Origin of the sequence: Paenibacillus sp. FSL R7-0312, from assembly GCF_038004445.1 — a bacterium.
Lineage (GTDB): Bacteria > Bacillota > Bacilli > Paenibacillales > Paenibacillaceae > Paenibacillus_AQ.
In genome coordinates this window covers 2,536,003-2,555,113 of the sequence record NZ_JBBORE010000001.1, presented here as the reverse complement: position 1 = coordinate 2,555,113, position 19,111 = coordinate 2,536,003, and the positions used below count along the sequence as shown (strand labels likewise).

General features: G+C 51.4%; 18 protein-coding genes, 1 pseudogene and 1 riboswitch. Of the genes and pseudogenes, 4 read left to right on the top strand and 15 right to left on the bottom strand.

Going from position 1 to position 19,111, the window contains the following annotated elements:
* Positions 1 to 1,653 (top strand): annotated as a pseudogene (locus MKX70_RS11280) (FAD-dependent oxidoreductase); the annotation flags it as partial.
* A 176-nt stretch (positions 1,654 to 1,829) separates the two neighbouring features.
* Here the strand turns inward: MKX70_RS11280 and MKX70_RS11275 are convergent.
* From MKX70_RS11275 to MKX70_RS11235, 9 genes are all read right to left on the bottom strand, one after another.
* Positions 1,830 to 2,594: a VOC family protein gene (locus MKX70_RS11275; RefSeq protein ID WP_042239430.1), complete on the bottom strand. Its 765-nt coding sequence runs from the start codon at positions 2,592 to 2,594 to the stop codon at positions 1,830 to 1,832.
* Positions 2,594 to 3,403 carry a pyrroline-5-carboxylate reductase gene (gene proC / locus MKX70_RS11270; protein ID WP_081956684.1) on the bottom strand — a complete coding sequence of 270 codons (810 nt, stop codon included), beginning with the start codon at positions 3,401 to 3,403 and terminating at the stop codon, positions 2,594 to 2,596. Before proC ends, MKX70_RS11275 begins: the two co-directional genes overlap by 1 nt.
* Positions 3,404 to 3,420: 17 nt before the next feature.
* Positions 3,421 to 4,254: a MetQ/NlpA family ABC transporter substrate-binding protein gene (locus MKX70_RS11265; protein WP_042239434.1), complete on the bottom strand. Its 834-nt coding sequence runs from the start codon at positions 4,252 to 4,254 to the stop codon at positions 3,421 to 3,423.
* Between the two features lie 12 nt (positions 4,255 to 4,266).
* A complete protein-coding gene (locus MKX70_RS11260) occupies positions 4,267 to 5,286 on the bottom strand; it encodes a uroporphyrinogen decarboxylase family protein (RefSeq protein WP_042239436.1) in 1,020 nt (339 codons plus the stop codon).
* 29 nt (positions 5,287 to 5,315) lie between these two features.
* Entirely contained in the window at positions 5,316 to 5,975 is a 660-nt protein-coding gene (locus MKX70_RS11255; protein WP_340840031.1) for a methionine ABC transporter permease, read from the bottom strand.
* Positions 5,950 to 6,993, bottom strand: coding sequence for a methionine ABC transporter ATP-binding protein (locus MKX70_RS11250; protein WP_340840029.1), 1,044 nt, complete (start codon positions 6,991 to 6,993; stop codon positions 5,950 to 5,952). Before MKX70_RS11250 ends, MKX70_RS11255 begins: the two co-directional genes overlap by 26 nt.
* Before the next feature lie 11 nt (positions 6,994 to 7,004).
* A complete protein-coding gene (locus MKX70_RS11245; RefSeq protein WP_340840028.1) occupies positions 7,005 to 8,195 on the bottom strand; it encodes an amidohydrolase in 1,191 nt (396 codons plus the stop codon).
* A 21-nt stretch (positions 8,196 to 8,216) separates the two neighbouring features.
* On the bottom strand, positions 8,217 to 8,879 hold the full coding sequence (locus MKX70_RS11240; RefSeq protein ID WP_042239446.1) for a GntR family transcriptional regulator: 663 nt from the start codon (positions 8,877 to 8,879) through the stop codon (positions 8,217 to 8,219).
* Between the two features lie 904 nt (positions 8,880 to 9,783).
* Positions 9,784 to 10,143: a HesB/IscA family protein gene (locus MKX70_RS11235; RefSeq protein WP_042239447.1), complete on the bottom strand. Its 360-nt coding sequence runs from the start codon at positions 10,141 to 10,143 to the stop codon at positions 9,784 to 9,786.
* A gap of 407 nt (positions 10,144 to 10,550) precedes the next feature.
* Here MKX70_RS11235 and mqnE point away from each other — a divergent pair, with 407 nt between their 5' ends.
* Positions 10,551 to 11,657 carry an aminofutalosine synthase MqnE gene (mqnE, locus tag MKX70_RS11230; RefSeq protein ID WP_340840027.1) on the top strand — a complete coding sequence of 369 codons (1,107 nt, stop codon included), beginning with the start codon at positions 10,551 to 10,553 and terminating at the stop codon, positions 11,655 to 11,657.
* Positions 11,658 to 11,736: 79 nt separating this feature from the next.
* The gene (locus MKX70_RS11225) at positions 11,737 to 12,798 is read left to right on the top strand and encodes an NAD(P)/FAD-dependent oxidoreductase (RefSeq protein ID WP_042239450.1); all 1,062 of its coding nucleotides are present in this window, start codon (positions 11,737 to 11,739) and stop codon (positions 12,796 to 12,798) included.
* A 16-nt stretch (positions 12,799 to 12,814) separates the two neighbouring features.
* Here MKX70_RS11225 and MKX70_RS11220 read toward each other — a convergent pair whose 3' ends face one another.
* Entirely contained in the window at positions 12,815 to 13,069 is a 255-nt protein-coding gene (locus tag MKX70_RS11220) for a YuzB family protein (protein WP_039307242.1), read from the bottom strand.
* An 82-nt stretch (positions 13,070 to 13,151) separates the two neighbouring features.
* Between MKX70_RS11220 and MKX70_RS11215 the strand changes: the two genes are divergently transcribed.
* On the top strand, positions 13,152 to 13,400 hold the full coding sequence (locus tag MKX70_RS11215) for a NifU family protein (RefSeq protein WP_039307240.1): 249 nt from the start codon (positions 13,152 to 13,154) through the stop codon (positions 13,398 to 13,400).
* Between the two features lie 218 nt (positions 13,401 to 13,618).
* On the opposite strand, the gene MKX70_RS11210 is transcribed toward MKX70_RS11215, so the two are convergent.
* The 5 genes from MKX70_RS11210 to MKX70_RS11190 all read right to left on the bottom strand — a co-directional run bounded on the left by MKX70_RS11210 (position 13,619) and on the right by MKX70_RS11190 (position 19,108).
* A complete protein-coding gene (locus tag MKX70_RS11210) occupies positions 13,619 to 14,494 on the bottom strand; it encodes a MetQ/NlpA family ABC transporter substrate-binding protein (RefSeq protein ID WP_340782691.1) in 876 nt (291 codons plus the stop codon).
* 57 nt (positions 14,495 to 14,551) lie between these two features.
* Entirely contained in the window at positions 14,552 to 15,220 is a 669-nt protein-coding gene (locus tag MKX70_RS11205) for a methionine ABC transporter permease (RefSeq protein ID WP_042239456.1), read from the bottom strand.
* The gene (locus tag MKX70_RS11200) at positions 15,220 to 16,236 is read right to left on the bottom strand and encodes a methionine ABC transporter ATP-binding protein (RefSeq protein WP_042239458.1); all 1,017 of its coding nucleotides are present in this window, start codon (positions 16,234 to 16,236) and stop codon (positions 15,220 to 15,222) included. The genes MKX70_RS11205 and MKX70_RS11200 overlap by 1 nt, the downstream gene beginning before the upstream one ends.
* 98 nt (positions 16,237 to 16,334) lie before the next feature.
* Positions 16,335 to 16,470, bottom strand: a riboswitch (SAM riboswitch).
* Between the two features lie 91 nt (positions 16,471 to 16,561).
* The gene (locus tag MKX70_RS11195) at positions 16,562 to 17,308 is read right to left on the bottom strand and encodes a Cthe_2314 family HEPN domain-containing protein (protein WP_340840025.1); all 747 of its coding nucleotides are present in this window, start codon (positions 17,306 to 17,308) and stop codon (positions 16,562 to 16,564) included.
* Positions 17,309 to 17,335: 27 nt separating this feature from the next.
* The gene (locus tag MKX70_RS11190; protein ID WP_340840023.1) at positions 17,336 to 19,108 is read right to left on the bottom strand and encodes a UbiD family decarboxylase; all 1,773 of its coding nucleotides are present in this window, start codon (positions 19,106 to 19,108) and stop codon (positions 17,336 to 17,338) included.
* Positions 19,109 to 19,111 lie beyond the last annotated feature (3 nt).

The window sequence follows — 19,111 nt, the reverse complement described above, 5'->3', positions numbered from 1 at the left end:
ATGAATAAAAAAGTACTGATTGTCGGCGGAGTTGCCGGAGGCGCATCCGCAGCAGCCCGATTACGCAGATTGGATGAAGAAGCACATATTGTGATGTTTGAGCGTGACCCGTATATTTCTTTTGCTAACTGCGGTCTGCCCTACTATATCGGAGGCTCTATTCAGGATCGTGCAAAATTGCTGGTACAAACACCTGAAGCCATGCATAAGCGATTCAATATTGATGTGCGCATCCAGAGTGAAGTAATCTCCATTGACCCGGCTGCAAAAAAAGTCGTTGTGCAAAGCAAGGAGCTTGGCTCATATGAGGAGAACTATGATGCTCTCATTCTGTCACCGGGTGCGAAACCCATCCGTCCTTCCCTGCCAGGAATAGAGAGTTCTAAAATTCATACGCTGCGGAATATTCCGGATACAGACAAAATCAAAACGAAGGTAAGTGAAGAGGGCACACGTTCGGCGGTAGTCATCGGCGGCGGCTTTATCGGCGTGGAAATGGCAGAAAATCTGAAGGAAGCCGGTCTGGAAGTCACATTAATTGAGGCAGGACCTCAACTGCTGGCCCCCTTCGACTCCGAAATGTCTGCCATGTTGTCCAAAGAGCTGGAGGCTCACGGGGTAAAGCTTGTTTTTTCAGACATGGTGCAGAGCTTTGAGGAGGCCGGTGAGCAAATTCAGGTACACCTGGCAAGCGGCACAGTTCTGCGGAGTGAACTAGTCCTGCTGGCCATCGGCGTTTCACCGGACACCTCCTTCCTGAAGGATAGCGGCCTTGAATTCGGACCCAGAGGACATATTCTGGTCAACGAGAGAATGGAAACGAATCTGCAGGATGTTTATGCCGTAGGGGATGCTGTAGAGATCGTGGATTTGGTTAACGGCCATAAGACAGCTGTTCCTTTGGCTGGACCTGCCAACAAACAAGGACGCATTGCTGCGGATAATGTCAGCGGATTAGGTACCACTTACAAAGGGACTCAAGGCACATCCATCATTAAGGTCTTCGGCCTGACTGGTGCATCCACCGGGAATAATGAAAAGACCTTGCAGCGGCTTAGCATCCCGTATCGTGTTGTCTATGTTCATCCAAGCTCCCATGCTTCCTATTATCCCGGGGCTACTCCGCTATCCTTAAAACTTCTTTTTAATGAAGCTGGCCGGGTTTTGGGTGCGCAAGCTGTCGGCTACGACGGGGTGGATAAACGAATCGACGATATTGCCACAGTAATCCGGTTTAAGGGGTCGGTTACGGATTTAACTGAACTGGAACTCTCGTATGCTCCCCCCTATTCCTCAGCCAAAGATCCGGTTAACATGGCCGGATATACAGCCGAGAATGTAATTAACGGATTGACTGAAGTCTTTGTACCCGGGGATTTATCCGGCCGGAATAGGGACACCACAATACTGGTGGATGTACGTAGTGAACTAGAGCATGCGAATGGACATATTGAGGGTTCTATTAACCTTCCTGTTGATGAGCTGCGTGCCCGTCTGGACGAACTAGATCTCAGCAAGGAGATATGGGTCTATTGCCAGGTCGGCTTGAGAGGCTACACAGCATCCCGGATTCTAATGCAAAAGGGCTTCAAGGTTAAGAATCTGACAGGTGGGTTCAAGACGTATCAGATAAGCAAATATGCTGCGAGCAAGCAAGCAGAAACGGCTTTGCCGTCCTTTTAAGGATGGTACCGTTTCAGCGAGAAATAGAAGGATAAGTTATCGTATGAAACATATAAATTCTTATATTTTTAAAAAAACCTCTTGAAACGTGTAGCACCTACACAAATCAAGAGGTTTTATCTGTCCATCATTACTCTGGCAATCGTCTATTCAAACACATATTCCCCTTCACCCACATGCAGGGTCTTTCCCTTAAGCAGAGGCGAATCGGTCCGGAGAATGACCTGGCTGAATTGATTCTCCGCGCCCTGCACGAATTCAAAGGTCTGATCTCCCGCCTTAAGAATGAAGCTGCCGCCCACAGGTCCGGTAACGGGAAGGCTGAACAGCTCACTCCAATGCTTGGCTGCAGCAGCGGGATCGCTGACACGGAATACCGCGCTCACGATGTCCACATTACCCGCAGGATGGGGCTGGTTGATTCCGGCGGCGGTCAGACTCTCCAGCCGCTCTTCATCTGTTCCGCTCCACTGGATAATGAACGGATAGACCAGTCCCTGGAAGTCACCGTCAATGGTCATCATCCGCCACTCGATTAATCTGCCTTTGTTATCGAGACGCCGGCCGTCAATGATGGGCGATAATATCAACCCCGCTGTTTTCAATCTGGCCTCAACGGCTTCAATGTCATCCGTCCGCAGGACCACTCTGCTTAAGACCTCATGCTCCGGCAGAACGGTAACCGCATCCCGCACGACAACATTATGTTCAGTCGCCCGTGCGAGCTCCAGGTTCTCGATTCCGAGGAACTCCAGATAGGTCAGCCCGAAGTAGCTTAAGGCGTTATAGGTCCCCCAAGCCTTATGCGAGCCGCCCCGGAAGGCCACCAGCCCATGCTCCGAGAAGAGCTGCACCGGCTGATCCAGATCATTCACATAGTGTACCAGGTGATCCCATTTCAGCACCGCCATTATTTCTTCACTCCCAGCTCTGTGGTCCGCTTCACGGCTGCCAGCACACTCCGCTGCAGTCCGGCCGCGAAATCACTGTTATTCAGCTCGTATAACCCGTGCATGCCGACCCCGCCAGGCGAATTGTTGATATCCAGCAGCTGTCTCGGATGCAGTCCGGTCTGCTGCAGCATCGCCACCGCTCCCAGCATATTCTCCAGCGCTACCTTCCAGGCCTGTTCCCTCGGCAATCCGGCAAGAACGCCGGCATCTGTGAACGACTCTATGAAATAATAGATGTAGTTGGGTCCGGCTACCCCGAATCCGGTGAAGATATCAATGTAGGACTCCTCCAGAACCTGCACCTTGCCGAAGCCAAGCAGGAATTCCTCCACCTGCTCCAGGGAAGCGGCTGTATTCAGAGCTACACCGCTATATCCGTAGCCTGTATCGGTCAAAGTATTCGGAATGACCCGGACAATCGGGCGTTCCGCTCCGAAATAATCTCCCAGCCGGGCAATCGTTACCCCCGCCACAATCGATATGATAGCGGCAGCAGGGGATGCGGATTGCCGGACCTGGGCTCCAAGAGCGGTCAGGTCATCCTGCGGACGAACCGCAATGATGATCAGCTCTGCTGCCTGGAGTCCTTGTTCCTGCGTACTCTCCGTGTCTACACTGTATTTAGACTTCAAGTGCTGAAGCCGTCCCTCGTTGATGTCCGATACACTGATTTGATCCCCAGCCAGCGTACCGCCTGCGATGCAGGCGCGGATGATCGCTTCCGCCATCTGCCCGCCGCCAATGAAATGAATCTTTCCTTTAATCACTTCGGCTCACTCCCTGATTAATTATTTGCCCAGGCTTCCGGCAGAATGAACCCGGCATATTTCTCTTGCCCCAGGATGTATTCCTCGAATTCTTTGGATTCATACGCAGCCTTCAGATCCTTGGCCCACTGGGTATCCGTATCCTTTTTGTTAACCGATACGATGATTCTGTGCTGCATGGGCGTATTCTCAATTTTAAGGGCATCTGTAATCTTCCGGTCCGGAGCATTGGCAATGTAGTTCCCGTTAACCACGCCGTAATCCACATCCTGCAGCGAGACCAGAATCTGCGCCGGGTCCAGCACTTTAATGTCAATGTTGAACTTATCCGGCTCAATGCTGTTAATATTGAAGTCCGCTACGCCGGCTCCCTCTTTGATTTTGACCCAGCCCAGCTCCTCCAGGATACGCAGCGCACGCTCCTGATTGACTGGATCGTTCGGAACAGCAACGGTAGTGCCGTCTTTCACATCATCAAGCGTTGTATGATTTACGGAATATAGACCCTGAGGCGCACCCGGAACATAGGCAATCCCCACCATATCTGCACCGATTTCTTCATTGATAGCTTCCATATAGGCTGTACTCTGGAAAATACTCGCGTCAATCGAGCCCTCCTTCATCGCCGGGTTAACCTGCATATTCTGCGAGAAGGTTTTGATGTCTACTTTATAGCCCTTCTCCTCCAGAATCGGCAGAATCGATTGACGGAATTGCTCTTCATAAGTACCTACACCGAATCCGACCTTAATCTCTTTCTTGTCCCCGGAGCCTTCCGCTTCCTTATTATTGCCGCAGGCAGCCAGCACCGCCATCGCACTAATCAGCATCACTACCAGTAATTTTTTCATTGTCTTCATCTCCTATTTGAGTACTGTGTTTTTAAAATGCACTAACGCCTCGTCTGTTACAGTTAACGGAATAGCACAGTTGGGCGAAAGACTAAACGGCTGATCCTTCATCTGCTTCAGGGCTTCCTCAGCCTGCAGTCCAATCTGTTCCAGATGGTTCCCTGCAAACAGCCCGTGATCCACTCCGCCCACCTTCGTGGCCTTGAGGTTCGCTTCCAGTCCGGGATTTCCTTCGGCTATCGTATCCCAGCTAATCCCGTCGATACGGTAATCATTGAATTTCTCCGGCTGGGAATAGGCACCGCAGGTATGCAGAATATTCTTGCCGTCGCCGGCAGCCTCCAGGACGATGGAATCATAGGGTCTGGACAGCTCGTCGAACATCGCTTCATCGAATAATCCGGGATGTGCTGTACCTGTCACAGCGTAGAACAAGCCGTCTGAACCCGCGTGCTTAAGCTCCTGGACATAATCCGCTAAGGTTAAGGCAATGGCATGCAGGGCGTGGTGCGCAGCTGCCCGGTGTTCCTTGAAGAGCGATTCCAGCGTTACCGGCTGCTCAATGCCGAATACGGTTGTCGTAACATAAGCGGAACGCCCCACGATGAACAGCAATACCGTGAGCGGTGAGAATACCGTCTGGATCAGCGGGGTACCCGGCAAGCCCTGGCGGATCTTCCGGACGGCCTCCAGATGCTCCAGCAGCGAAGCGGTCCGGGTTGCTTTTTTCACATCCAGATCCCAGAGATTCTTGGCTTCCGGGATAACCGTAGTCAGCTGTCTCGGAAATACAGTCCTATAGTCTGCGAAGTCGTACTGATTCCCCCAGGCTTCCGCCAGATAGGTCGCCCGCGGATTGATCTTCACCCAGTCCCAATCAAATTTCTCCGTAAAAGAAATCGTGGACTCTGCCAAATCCTCTGCATTCTGTTCCTTGTCAATAAAGTGACGCCATCCGCTGACAATCGGACGATCCGCAAGCTCTCCGGATAATATCGCCTGAAAACGGTCCTGCTTACTCCATACACTCATCTGCCAGTCTCCTTTTCTATATGTAACATCTAGTAACGGCGAATTTTACGGGCCAATGTGTTGCCCAAGGATTGAATGCCCTGCACCAGAATGATGAGAATAATTACGGTAGCGACCATGACCACCTTGTCAAAACGTTGATAGCCATACACGATGGCTAAATCACCGACACCGCCGCCGCCCACTGTTCCAGCCATCGCGGTTGCCCCGATCAATCCGATCGTTGCTGTGGTCAGGGAGAGGATTAACGACCCTATCGCTTCTGGCAGCAGGAAGTACCATATGACTTGCAGCGGAGTAGCTCCCATCGCTTCAGCTGCTTCAAGAATACCCGGATTCACTTCCAGCAGCGAATTCTCTACCAGCCGTGCGATATAAGGTGCGATGTAGATGATCAGCGGAACAATGGCTGCACTGGTTCCTATGGATGTATTAACAATTGCCCTTGTTAACGGAATAATAGCTACCAGCAAAATGATGAACGGAAGCGAACGGATGATGTTGATCACCGGATTAAGCCCGGTATAGAGCGCTTTATTCTCCAGTACCCCGCCTGGACGGGTAATGACCAGAAGGATGCCCAGAGGAACGCCCAGTAGCGAGCCTACAAAAAGGGATACGCCTACCATCTGGATCGTTTCGATAATGGCTTTAAGAAATTGCTCACTTGTGATCGATGTCGAGAACATGGGATTTCACCTCCTCTATCCGCACTTCATGCTGCTTCATGTAATCCAGAGCCGCTTCAATCTGGGCCGGATCACCCTGCAGCTGAACGATAATCGTACCCAGCGTCGTTTCTTGAATCTCCGTCGTATTCGCAAACAGAATATTGACCTTGACTCCATAGGCCCGGATGATCTCATACAGAACAGGCTCAGATGCGCTGTCTCCGGCAAAATTCAGTTTATAGAGCCGGCTTCCATGCTCTGCTCTGAGTGTTCTATGGACGCTGGAAGTCATGCTGTTCTGAATGACGGTCTTCACGAAATTCTGCGTGGTCTCATGCTTGGGCTGACCGAATACATCCAGTACGCTGCCCTGCTCGATAATCCGTCCCTCTTCCATAACGGCTACCTTGTTGCAGATCTCCTGAATCACCGACATCTCATGCGTGATGATCATTACTGTAATGTTGTATTCCGCATTGATTCGTTTGAGCAGCTGAAGAATAGATCTGGTAGTCTGCGGGTCCAGTGCAGAAGTAGCTTCGTCGCAGAGCAGAATAGAGGGATTCGAGGCAAGCGCCCGGGCAATCCCGACCCGCTGCTTCTGTCCGCCTGACAGCTCACTCGGATAGCTTCCGGCCTTGTCGCTTAATCCAACAAATTCAAGCAGTTCCTCGACCCGCTTGCGGATTTCAGCTTTGTTCTTTTTGAGCAGCACGAGCGGAATGGACACATTGTCGAACACTTTTTTGGACTCCAGAAGGTTAAAATGCTGAAAAATCATGCCGATGTTTTTCTTGGCAGCCCGCAGCTCTTTGTCGCTGTACGCGCCCAGATCATGCCCGTCCACCAGCACCTGTCCCTCAGACGGTCTTTCCAGGTAATTGACCAGGCGGATCAATGTGCTTTTACCTGCACCGCTGTAGCCGATGACACCGAAGATATCCCCTTTGTCTACCTTCAGGCTGATCCCCTTCAGAGCTTCAATCTTCACCTCTTTGCGGGTGAAGGTCTTGTACACATCCCGTAATTCAATCATGGTTGTTCCCCTCAATCATCTGTTAATTTAGGATTCAGGCTTCGGGCTTGTACCTGCAGCTTCGCAAGGGCCTGTTCCGCAAGTGCAGCAAAATACTTAGCAGCCGGCAGGATGGCCGCCTCATCTACATCAAACCCGGGATGATGCAGCGCATGGTTCGGGCCGGCTCCGATGTTCACAAAAGCACCCGGTATCTTCTGCAAATAATAGGCGAAGTCCTCCCCGCCCATTTGCGGCGGAATATCATGAACATCATAGCCTGCATGGGCCGCGACCTCTTTGGTGAAGTCTGTCCATTCCCCGTGATTGATCGTAGCCGGCGGCCCGGGATACCAATGCAGCTTCGCCTCTGCTCCGGCAGCTGCCGCAATTCCCTCAATGATCCGGGTCATCTGGTTCGGAATGCTGCTGCGGATTTCTTCATTGTAGGTGCGTACCGTACCCTCAAGCTCAACCTTCTCCGGCAATACATTCCAGGTGAAGCCTCCGTTGATTCGGGTCACACTGAGCACTACAGGCTCCAGGGGATTCTTTTGGCGGCTGACCACAGTCTGCAGCATGGTAATAATCTGCGCAGCCGTGACTATGGTATCTACCCCCTTTTCCGGAGTAGCGGCATGAGCACCGACACCTTTTACCGTAATTTCAAAGCGGTCTACCCCTGCCGTCAAGGCTCCCGTTCTTGTACCGAACGCTCCCGTAGGCAGCTCCGGTGAATTATGTATGCCGAATATAGCTTCCACCTCGTCCAGTCCCCCTGATGCCAGCACGCCTTCTGCACCGTGACCTGTCTCTTCTGCGGGCTGGAACAGAATTTTAACCTTACCCGGCAGTTCATGCTCATGCTGCTTCAGCAGGATGGCGGCTCCCAGGATGACTGCGGTATGAAAGTCATGACCGCAGGCGTGCATCTTTCCGGGAATCTCTGAGGCGAACGGCAGCCCCGTCTGCTCCTCAATCGGCAGCGCATCTATATCACAGCGGATCGCCACAACGCTCCCTTCCCCTTGTCCGACCTCCGCTATAAGTCCGGTCTCCAAGGGAAGGTCCAGGATATGTATTCCCTCTTCGGTCAGCCATTTGCGCAGCTTCTCTGTGGTTCTGAATTCCTGATAGCTAAGCTCCGGTTCGCGGTGGAGGTTCCTCCGCACTTCCGTTAGCCGGGCTGCCAAAGCCTCTTCCCTCTCGTGCAGTGGTTTCATAAGTCTGCTACTCTCCCTTCGTTACATTTGCTCAATTCCTCTAATCCGTTCAAGTGCAGCAGACAGGCTGCTTAAGATATGCTCCCGCATGGCTTGCTCTGCACCGTCTTCATCCCGGGCTATGATCATTTGCAGAATCGCAAGATGCTCTTCATCCGCCTGTGTGTTCCAGTCCCCATGAAGCGAGACATAACGGCAATAACGGAGTGAACGGTCTCTTAATTGGTTCAGCACCTTCTCAAAGGTCTTCAGAGCACTTATTTCCGATAAATAATCATGGAATTCAAAACCATAGGAAACAACATCCTGATTGTCACCCATCTGAAAGGAGTGCTTCAGCTTCTCCAGAATCAGCGTTAATCGCTGAATATCCTTAGCCGTAGCGTTCCTGGCTGCATTTCTGGCAATATGGCCTTCAAGCATGCTGCGGATCTGGAAGATTTCTTCAACCTCCGTAATCGTTAACGGAGCTACACGAAGCCTTCCGTTTGGCTGGCGCACCAGGAAATCCTCATTCTCCAGCCGCTGGATGGCTTCTCTTAGCGGTGTACGGCTGATCCCGAGGAGTGCCGCCAGACTCTCTTCGTTAACCGCCTGGTCCGGCTCCAGCTCGCTGTCTATTATTTTTTGCTTGAGTGCGTAGTAGGTATTATCCTTAGACAATCTTCGTGAGCGCATTTCCATAAGGTTCATTGCTCCTCGCCATTCATTTGCGGGTCGCCCGGACAATTGTATAATTGTATACAATTATTATGTAATCACTTCACATCTAGCGATGTGATAGGTGATCGGTGTGGAGTGATCAGTTTGATGTGATCCATGCGGGATGAAATGAAAGATTTCTGTGGAAATCTTTCTTTGTTTAGCAAGCTTTTTTCATACTATAATCCCATTATTCCCACTAGTCAAGTATGTTTTATGAGAGAATAGGATATAGTCACCAATCTGACAATTTCGGGTGCTCAGGAGGAGTGCCTGGAGCATAAAAAAAAGCCCCTGCAATGATTACAGGAGCTTGCTTGTACCCTCGCCCGGGGCCAAATATAAATCACCCTGACGGGTGAACGATGTTGGTCCCTTATGCCTCTCTTAAGCGATACCTCACTTTTCTCCCTCCGCCTGCTTTCTGACGGCTTCCCGCGTTAGTCATGAGGAGTATGAATGTTCCCCAGTCTATTGTGTGTGGTTTTTCGCATACATTGGGCCCGATGACCTTCGCGCCAGCACATTGTATTCGGTTTTTCCCTTAAGCGTCCGCAACAGTATGTTGGCGTTGTATCGGTTAGCCCGACCGCTGATTTTCTTCGGAAACTCCTTTAGCGTGCGGGCTCCTTTGGGAACGCGCCGCGTACGTTTATTTAACGTTACAAAAACGACCTCCAATACGCATTAGTCCGCGACTAATAACGTGGTAGAGGTCGTAATCCACAACCCACAAACGGCATTTTCCGGGTTGTTAACTCCGGGCCTTCGGGGTCGTTAACGTTCAATTTCACCGCTCAATCCGCAATTCCAAACATGTTCGCGGGTGGCTGGCGCATCGGCTGCCGTACAGATCAGCGTTGTAAAAACGTTGATGCAGCGCCGTTTAGCAAGGCTCCGCCGCCGGATTCCCTGCTTCTTCCTTCGTGCGGAAGGATGAACCACATCCACAGGTAGCGCTGGCATTCGGGTTGTTGATGGTGAAGCCTCCGGTCATGCCGGATTCCTCGAAGTCGATCTCCAGACCGTCGAGGTAGCGGATATCGTCTTTGCTTACGACCACCTTTAGACCCTCAATGTCCATATACACATCCTGGTCGCTTTCGTTATCATCGAAGCCCATAGCGTAAGAGAAACCGCTGCAGCCTCCGGGTGTTACGCCCAGACGGAGAAACATATTAGGTATTTCCTGCTCAGCAAGCATGGTCTTCAATTGGCCAGCTGCTGTTTCACTTATGTTAATCATTACTTTAACCTCCCCAAAGTTTTGTTAGCTTCTGCTTCCTTGCATTACTTCGTACGAAACTCGCTTTGGAAGCTTAAGCTTTTTTATCAACCAGCCTTCAGGCCTTAAGGAATGAGCAAAATACGAGTAATATAAGGTAAAACAATATGATGAAAATCATTTTACTGCTTATATAAAATCAAGTATACTCCACTATTCCTCTGCCCTCAAGTCGTAAGCACTCCGCAAAGATGCAATTTCTACCGTATGGCCTGCGTTTTTCGGCGGTTGCTCACCCTCCGGGAGAGGTTTATAATAGGAAAAGCGATATACGTAAAAATTCGGAAATTTGTCACGAGGTTGTCTCTGACCCCAATTCACACGATTCTGCGATGCAACTGCCTCGCCAACCTTCAGGAGGAAATTATATGTCTACCCTTATAACACCCCACATGGATGCCCGGATGGCGAACATCATTGAGAAGGTCCGCGGCGGAGAAAGATTAAATTTGGAAGATGGCGTTTATTTATATGAGAGCAATGATTTATTAACGATTGGGCAATTAGCCAATGAGGTTAACCAGCGAAAAAACGGGAATAAAGTATATTTTATCGAAAACATGAGTCTATATTTCACCAATGTCTGCGAATCCCGCTGCGCATTCTGCAATTTCCGCAAGGATGACGGAGAAGACGGCGCTTATACCCTTTCCGGCGAGGAAATGGTGCAATATGTGCAGCAGCATATCCATCCCGGCGTACGCGAGTTCCACATTGTCGGAGGCCATAATGATAACGTGCCCTTCCAGTACTATGTTGATTCGCTTCGGGCCTTGAACGAGCACTTCCCTGACGTCACTCTCAAGGCCTACACCGCAGCAGAGATCGACTTCTTCACCCGCATCAGCGGCCTTAGCATCCGTGAAGTGCTGGAGCAGCTGCGCGCCGCCGGACTGAAGACACTTACCGGGGGAGGGGCGGAGATTCTATCCGACCAGTACCGCAAAAAAATGCGTGTGGACAAAGCCAATGTCGAGGAATATCTGGAGGTTCACCGCACTGCTCATAATATAGGTATGAGAACACATACGACTATGCTGTACGGCTCCATTGAGTCCCGCGAGGACCGCATCCGCCATATGCTGCAAATCCGCGACCTGCAGGACGAAACGGGCGGATTCATGGTGTTCATACCGCTCTCCATGCAGCCTAAGAATAAGAATGCAGGCATTATGCGCCGGAACTCTGCTTATGAGGATCTTAAGACGATTGCAGTAAGCCGTCTGATGCTGGACAACTTTGACCATATCAAAGCCTACTTCATTAATATCGGGGCACAGCTGACCCAGGTCGCCCTCAGCTTCGGAGCTTCAGATGTGCATGGCACGATTCTCAAAGAACGGATCAGCCATGCCGCGGGCGCATTGACCCCTGAAGGTCTGACACGTGAAGAGCTGATTTGGCTCGTCAAAGGGGCCGGTCGGATTCCGGTTGAACGGGATACTTTCTACAACGAGATTAAAGTATACGAGTAACAACTAACCGCACCAGCCTATACCCCTGCGGAACTGCCTTGCCCATCTCGCACCATACATGAAAGGAAGATCGGTTCGCATGAGAACTCTACTTGTCCTGGGCGGCGGCTACGGCGGTCTTGCCCTCATTCAGCAACTTCTTAACAACCATCTCCCCCATGATGTGGAAATCGTCCTGGTTGACCGGATGCCGTATCAGGGAATCAAGACGGAATATTATGCACTGGCCGCAGGAACTGTAACGGATTATCATCTGCGGATTCAATTCCCGGTTCATCCCCGCTTAACGATCCGCTATGGTCAGGTGGGCTCCATCGATTTGGAGAGCCGGGTGATATTCCTCGATACCGGGGAGCCGATATCTTATGATATTCTGGCGATAGCGCTCGGCTGCACCGATAATTTCCATAACATCCCCGGAGCCGAGCACTATGCCTGCAGTATTCAGAGCTTTGCCGGGACCCGCGAAACCTACCGCCGGCTGAACGATGTGAAGCCTTACGGAACGGTCAACATTGTAGGCGGAGGACTGAGCGGCGTTGAGATTGCCTCAGAACTGCGGGAGAGCCGGCCTGATCTGAACATCTCCATTCTGGACCGCGGGGAACGGGTATTGTCTTCTTTCCCGGCCAAGCTGTCACAGTATGTGGAGGAGTGGTTCAATGAGCATCATGTGGAGACCATGGGACGGGTATCCGTCTCCCATGTAGAAAAGGATGCCATCTTCAATGGCACCCAGGCAATTCCTGCTGATGTTACGGTCTGGACTGCCGGCATTCAGCCGGTGCAGGTGGTCCAGCAGCTTGAACTCCCCAAAGACCGTGGAGGACGGATCATTGTGGGCGATTATTACAATGTGGCCGACTATCCGGAGGTGTACGTGATTGGAGATTGCGCCAGTCTCCCCTTCGCACCGAGCGCACAGGCGGCAGGTGCACAAGGAGAACAGGTCGCACAGATTATTCAGGCCCTATGGCGTGGTGAGACCCCGAAGCTGCATAAGATCAAGCTTAAGGGCACTCTCGGCTCACTGGGTAAAAATGCCGGCTTTGGCCTGATGGGCCGCCGCTCCGTCATGGGCCGTGTTCCACGCCTGCTCAAAAGCGGCGTTCTCTGGATGTCTAAGCGTCATTTCGGGTAGGACAAACGGCTGCGGTTTAATCGATCTCAAGGCTATCCCATGCCTCAGCCTCTTTAATGGCTGCTTCAATCGCCTCTTCAAGTCCGTCGGCGGATTCGGCTTCAATAATCTCCCCGTCGACCATGGCGAAGGGCTGCAGATAACATTGTCCGCAGTTGTTCAGACAGCCGTACTCCACCACATCGTATTCGGGGTTTTGCTCCAGCTTATTTTTGAGCTTTTCTGTACCATGTCCGATATTACTGGCACAAAATTCTATAATTGGTCTCATGATAATCTCCCTATTCTGCGCTAACCATTTTATTTTTTAACTTTTTGTACTATAATAAACATACGAAAGGAGTGATTGAGAAATGAGTGAGAATGTACAAAGTGCAACCATGTACGATGAAGTATTGGAAGTGCTCGATAAACTTCGTCCGTTCCTGCAGCGCGATGGCGGTGACGTCGAACTGATCGATGTAGAAGACGGCATCGTGAAGTTGAAGCTTATGGGTGCCTGCGGCAGTTGCCCAAGCTCCACGATCACGCTGAAAGCCGGGATCGAACGCGCTCTTGTTGAAGAAGTAGAAGGCGTGGAAGAAGTTATTCAAGTATTCTAATCCCGTATCATAGATCATCCCGGCCTCCGATGAGAAGGCCGGGATTTTTTTTATTATAGAGGATTTCTCATGTAGGTTCAACCTCTAGGCAGAGAATAGATGTATTAACAGTTTCTGCTATACGGCTTGCAAAAAGACCAGAAGCTGCTCCGCAGCCATTTCTGGCTTACGGGCGTCCTCCGGTCTTCACTTATTAGATATTCAGCTAAGATTCAAGCTTAGAATGCAGGGATAATTGCACCTTCATATTTCTCATCGATGAAGGCTTTGGCTTCTGCAGAGTTCAGGGCTGCAGCCAGCTTCTGGATCGCATCGGAATCTTTGTTGTCCGGACGGGCTACCAGCAGGTTGGCATAAGGGGAATCCGTTCCTTCGATGAACAAAGCATCCTTCGTTGGAACCAGACCCGCTTCCAGCGCGAAGTTGGTGTTGATCAGCGACAGATCTACTTCGTCCAGCTGACGCGGCAGCATCGCTGCATCCAGCTCAATGATTTCAAGCTTCTTAGGGTTCTCGGTGATATCGGCTTTGGTGGAAGCGATATTGGTATCATCCTTTAGTGTAATCAGGCCATTCTTGGCCAGCAGGATCAATGCGCGTCCGCCGTTAGTAGCATCATTCGGGATGGCAACCTTGGCACCATCAGCCAGTTCGTCGATCGATTTGATCTTCTTAGAGTAAGCGCCGAAAGGTTCAACATGAACCGCGGTTACAGATACAAGCTCCGTGCCGTTCTTGGCATTCTGGTCATCCAGGTAAGGCTTGTGCTGGAAGAAGTTCGCATCCAGCCCCTTCTCGGCAAGCTGTGTATTCGGAAGGACATAATCCGTGAATTCTTTGATCTCAAGCGTAATGCCTTGTGCTTCAAGCAGCGGGGCAATAGCTTTCAGAATTTCCGCATGCGGTACAGGAGAAGCTCCAATGACCAGGGTTACCGGTTCTGCAGCAGGTTCAGTGGACGGTTCTGCAGCAGCTTCCGTTGGCGCCGTTGTAGCCGCAGAGTTTGCCGCATTATTCGCAGTGTTATTGTTGCCGCAAGCCGCGAGCACCAATATCATGGTCAGGCTGAAGAATGTGAGCAGTACTTTTTTCATTTGTAAATCCCCCTCTAATCCGTATGTTTTGTATGAATAAGGCTATATGGACGTACCTTATTTCCGTGTAAAATGTCTTACCAGCCGGTCGCCTGCCATTTGCAGCAGCTGCACCAGAATGACCATCAGGGCCACCGAGATAATCATGACTTCCTTCTCATAACGGTAATAGCCGTAGCGGATCGCCAGGTCACCCAGACCCCCGCCGCCTATCATCCCTGACATTGCGGTATAAGAGACAAGCGTAACAACGGTTATGGTTACTCCGGCCAGCAGGCCCGGACGGGCCTCCGGCAGCAATACGCGCATAACGATCTGCTGCGTGGATGCTCCCATACCCTGCGCCGCTTCGATGATCCCCCGGTCAACCTCCCGCAGTGCGGTCTCTACCAGTCTGGCGAAGAATGGAGCCGCGCCAATCACCAGCGCCGGAATCGTTCCAAGTACACCTATCGAGGTACCCATAATCGACTTGCTGAACGGAATCAGGGCAACCATCAGAATAATAAAGGGAACTGAACGCAGAATATTTACGACGAACGATAATACCGAGTAAACAGCCCTGATAATAGTGTTATTAGATCTGCCCCATAAATATAACACAATGCCGAGCGGTAAACCAAGGATAATTGTGAATATTCCTGAAAAAGCTAACATTTTCATTGTTGCAACCGTGGCATCAAGCATTTCTTCCCAGTTAATCGCGCTAAAATCCAGTCCGCCCATTAAGAAATCACCTCCACATCAAGGCCTTGAGCCGCAAGTTCGGTAAGTGTTGCTTCCACGGCACCGGATGGCCCTTCAAACCGCACAATCAGCTGACCATAAGGGACATCCTTAATAGTAGAAATGGTTCCCTGGAGAATGGCGAAATTAACTCCGGTTCCCTGCGCCACATGCGAAAGGGTCGATTCGTACGTCTTTTGCCCAAGAAAAGTAATTTTGACCGCCTTAGTATATCCGGCATGTACAGCATCAATCGCTTGCCGCAGCGGTCCGTCTGCCTGAGTTTCACTGCGGATGAATTCTTTCGTAACCTCATGCCTTGGTTTCAGAAAAACCTGGGAAACGTCGCCCTGCTCCACAATCCCACCCCCATGAATGACAGCCACCCGGTCACAAATGCTCTGAATGACATGCATCTCATGCGTAATTAGCACAATGGTCAAGTGAAATTTCCGGTTAATATCCAGCAGCAGGCGCAGAATTGAATCCGTTGTCTGCGGGTCCAGCGCTGAAGTCGCTTCATCGCATAGCAGAACATCAGGATCGCTCGCCAGAGCACGGGCGATCCCGACCCGCTGTTTCTGGCCTCCGGACAGCTGAGCCGGATATTTGTTCCGGTGCTCCTCAAGTCCGACTAGAGCCAGCAGATCCCGAACCTTCCGCTCAATCTCCGTCTTGGAGGTTCCGGCCAGCCGCAGCGGAAAGGCGATATTGTTATATACAGTTGCCGAGGAGAGCAGATTGAAATGCTGAAAGATCATCCCGATCTTGCGCCGCTGCTCCTGCAGCTGTCCTTGGCTGAGTGCCGTCAACTCCACCCCATCTACCCATACTTCACCCTCGCTCGGACGCTCCAGCAGATTAATGCAGCGGATCAGCGTGCTTTTGCCGGCACCGGAGTGACCGATTACACCGAATATCTCCCCCTTCTTAATCGACAGGCTTAGTCCGGAAAGCGCCGTCGCGGCCTTGCTTCCTTTACCGTATACTTTCGTCAAATCTTTCAGCTCTATCAATCGCCCCGTCCTCCTTCTTCCCTGCAATTTATAACAAAAAAGACCTCTTACGATCCGTGCAGATCGGAAGAGGCCATGTGTGTGAAGTAAACAATGCCGTCTCATCTGCCAAGACCGCAAACTCAGCGGCATTGTAGGAATTAGCACCATGACATTTGCAGAACAGCAGCTATGCTGTGACAAATCGGTTGCCGGGCTTCATCGGGCCTATCCCTCCGCCGCTCTCGATAAGATTATAGTATGAAGTTATATATGCCGTTTCATGTTAGAAGTAAATACTTGCATAAGTATATTAAGTTTCCGGTTCTTTGTCAAAGGTAAGTTTTTACGGCTGTACGTGCTCTGAACGCTTGCTGGATGCAGCTTTATTCTTGTGCCACTGCTCATTGCTGTACCTGAAGGCAGCCGACAAAGATTTGCACACCATCTCCAGGCTCTGCTTCAAATCCTCCAGATGGCTGTCAAGATCCTCCAGTTGGATTTTGTCATGCAGCCCCTGATGGCGCTGCCAGAGATCATCCGTCATCTCAGCGTTCATGTAGTGAATCTCGGCATTGCGCCGTTTGCGCAGATTCTCTATCGGTTCGCGGTAAGAGTTCCTGATCCTCTCCAGCTCATTGGCCAGCGGGTTGTGCGCCTGAAGCAGCTGAAATTGGCGAAGCACAGTGAAGTATGAGAAATGTGCTTTGACTTTCCCTGTATTCAGATCATACAGACTGTTCAGGACCGTACCCAGCTTGTCCAGCAGGGAGAACACCCGGATGAAGCCGTCCTTATAAAAATACACATACCTGGCGTACTCCCCCTGCTCCGTGGGCGACATATCATCCATATAACCGGCAACTACCGACCTCCGGTAAAAGGCGGCGGCGAACCAGCTCTGTTCCAGCTCGTCCAGCGATGAGATCAGACCGCGTGTCCATATTTCCAGCTTGCGGTATTCATGGTCACGGTCTTCATGTGCGTTCATCTCCTTGCGCAGCATGGAGGCGACCTTCGCCATGTTGTCCATGGCTTCGGCCAGTACCCCGCTATTCTCGCGGGGCGGCTCTCCCAGTAATGTCCGCAGCATATTTGTCCTCCTCAGAATACTTAAGATCTAAAAATGAGGGAAATAACGATTCCAGTTCCGGTTCACCAGTTCAACCGTGTCCTCATGAGGAACCAGCTCCTCCGGGTATCCCGGCTTCATCCGGGCATCTATTACAATAGGCAGCGAATAGCTGATTGCGTTACGCAATACATGGGTCTCCGCATAAATATCATCCGCCGGATTAAACCGGCTGAACACTGTCCACAGGAAGGACGTTTGTGTGCGCACTGCTTCTGCAGCATCGTCCACCAGAACAATCAGCGGCCAGGCTGTGCCCTTCTCCTGGAAGGAAGCGGCCAGCCTGACGGGAAGCTCAGGGTCTTCTATATAGGATGCTCCGGAAACGGCTAAACATCCGCCGCAATAGGGCACGGCGTCGGTGATTGCTGGAAGGTGACCCTCCGTATAGGTTCTAGGCAGTTCACGCACCGGGTTGCCGGTGCCCATCATCACAGCCTTACTGCCATGATTCAGCTTGCGGCCGGTATAGTCAAGGGTATCCATGGAGGTGTTAGCGAAGATCACCAGATCTGATGCCGGATTAAAGCGTTCAAGCACGGTTTCCAGCAGTTTGGGGAAATCCGTAAGCTCAACCGCTTCATTCGTCAGGAGCAGGAATTTCGTTAAAGAGAGCTGGCCTTCCCCCAGGATACGGAAGGCCGAAGCCAGTCCCTCACGCGGATAGCTCTCTCTCATCACCGCAGACGCCAAGGCGTTCGAGCCGGATTCCGAGTACGCCCACAGTGCTTTTACAGAAGGCATCATTAACGGATAGGCCGGAGCCAGCAGCCGCTGCAGATAATCCTTCAGATAATAATCCTCCTGTCGGGGTTTGCCGGTAATCGTGGCCGGAAAAATCGCATCCTTGCGGTGCCACATCCGCTGCACATGCATTACGGGAAAATCATGCTGCAGCGAATAATAGCCGGATTGACTGCCATACGGGCCTTCCGGTCTACGCTCAAACGGAGACACCCGCCCGCGGATGGAGAATTCGGCTTCTGATGGAATACGGTGACCGCCTAGGGGGTCCTGCACCATAGGAAGCTTCCCGCCCTGCATAAGGGATGCCAGCATCAATTCCGGAAGGCGCTCTGACACCGGGGCAACAGCGGCCGCAATCAGGGCAGGCGGCCCGCCGATAAAGACAGAGACCGGAATCGTCTCCCCCAGCAGCTCAGCCTGACGGTGATGGAAGCCCCCTCCTTTATGAATTTGCCAATGAATGCCGGTGGTGCTGTCATCATAAATCTGGACCCGGTACATCCCGAGATTATGGTCTTTGGGGTTGGTTATACTCTCTGTATAGACCACAGGAAGGGTGATGAACGGCCCTCCATCCTTAGGCCAGCTGGTAATTCGGGGCAATTCCTGTAGCGGATTACTGCTGCGGCAGATGCCTAGTACCGGTGCTTCACCTTGCGGTATATTTTTGGTTCCTGCTCGGATCAGGTCAAGCAGCAAGCCCTTTTCTCTCCAAAGTCCGGCAGCTGATGGCGGAATCATCGTCTCCATAGCTGCCGTCATGGATTTCACTAACTGCTCCGGGCGGGTCCCGAAGGCCTTATTCACCCGGCGGACAGTACCGAACAGATTGGTTGCAACCGGGAACGGCGTTCCTTGTACATTTGTAAACAGCAGCGCCGGGCCTTCCTCAGCGGCTACCCGGCGGTGAATCTCGGCCAGCTCCAGATGCGGATCAACCGGAGCATCAATCACGGCAAGATCCTTGTCCCTGCGGAGCTGTTCGATCCATTGTCGCAAATTACCGTATCCCACTAA

Bases quoted from the DNA above. Each gene is read 5' to 3' on its own strand.
- MKX70_RS11275 (WP_042239430.1), bottom strand. From the start codon at position 2,594: ATGGCGGTGCTGAAATGGGATCACCTGGTACACTATGTGAATGATCTG.
- MKX70_RS11265 (WP_042239434.1), bottom strand. From the start codon at position 4,254: ATGAAAAAATTACTGGTAGTGATGCTGATTAGTGCGATGGCGGTGCTG.
- MKX70_RS11260 (WP_042239436.1), bottom strand. From the start codon at position 5,286: ATGAGTGTATGGAGTAAGCAGGACCGTTTTCAGGCGATATTATCCGGA.
- MKX70_RS11255 (WP_340840031.1), bottom strand. From the start codon at position 5,975: ATGTTCTCGACATCGATCACAAGTGAGCAATTTCTTAAAGCCATTATC.
- MKX70_RS11250 (WP_340840029.1), bottom strand. From the start codon at position 6,993: ATGATTGAATTACGGGATGTGTACAAGACCTTCACCCGCAAAGAGGTG.
- MKX70_RS11245 (WP_340840028.1), bottom strand. From the start codon at position 8,195: ATGAAACCACTGCACGAGAGGGAAGAGGCTTTGGCAGCCCGGCTAACG.
- MKX70_RS11240 (WP_042239446.1), bottom strand. From the start codon at position 8,879: ATGGAAATGCGCTCACGAAGATTGTCTAAGGATAATACCTACTACGCA.
- MKX70_RS11235 (WP_042239447.1), bottom strand. From the start codon at position 10,143: ATGATTAACATAAGTGAAACAGCAGCTGGCCAATTGAAGACCATGCTT.
- mqnE (WP_340840027.1), top strand. From the start codon at position 10,551: ATGTCTACCCTTATAACACCCCACATGGATGCCCGGATGGCGAACATC.
- MKX70_RS11225 (WP_042239450.1), top strand. From the start codon at position 11,737: ATGAGAACTCTACTTGTCCTGGGCGGCGGCTACGGCGGTCTTGCCCTC.
- MKX70_RS11220 (WP_039307242.1), bottom strand. From the start codon at position 13,069: ATGAGACCAATTATAGAATTTTGTGCCAGTAATATCGGACATGGTACA.
- MKX70_RS11215 (WP_039307240.1), top strand. From the start codon at position 13,152: ATGAGTGAGAATGTACAAAGTGCAACCATGTACGATGAAGTATTGGAA.
- MKX70_RS11210 (WP_340782691.1), bottom strand. From the start codon at position 14,494: ATGAAAAAAGTACTGCTCACATTCTTCAGCCTGACCATGATATTGGTG.
- MKX70_RS11205 (WP_042239456.1), bottom strand. From the start codon at position 15,220: ATGGGCGGACTGGATTTTAGCGCGATTAACTGGGAAGAAATGCTTGAT.
- MKX70_RS11195 (WP_340840025.1), bottom strand. From the start codon at position 17,308: ATGCTGCGGACATTACTGGGAGAGCCGCCCCGCGAGAATAGCGGGGTA.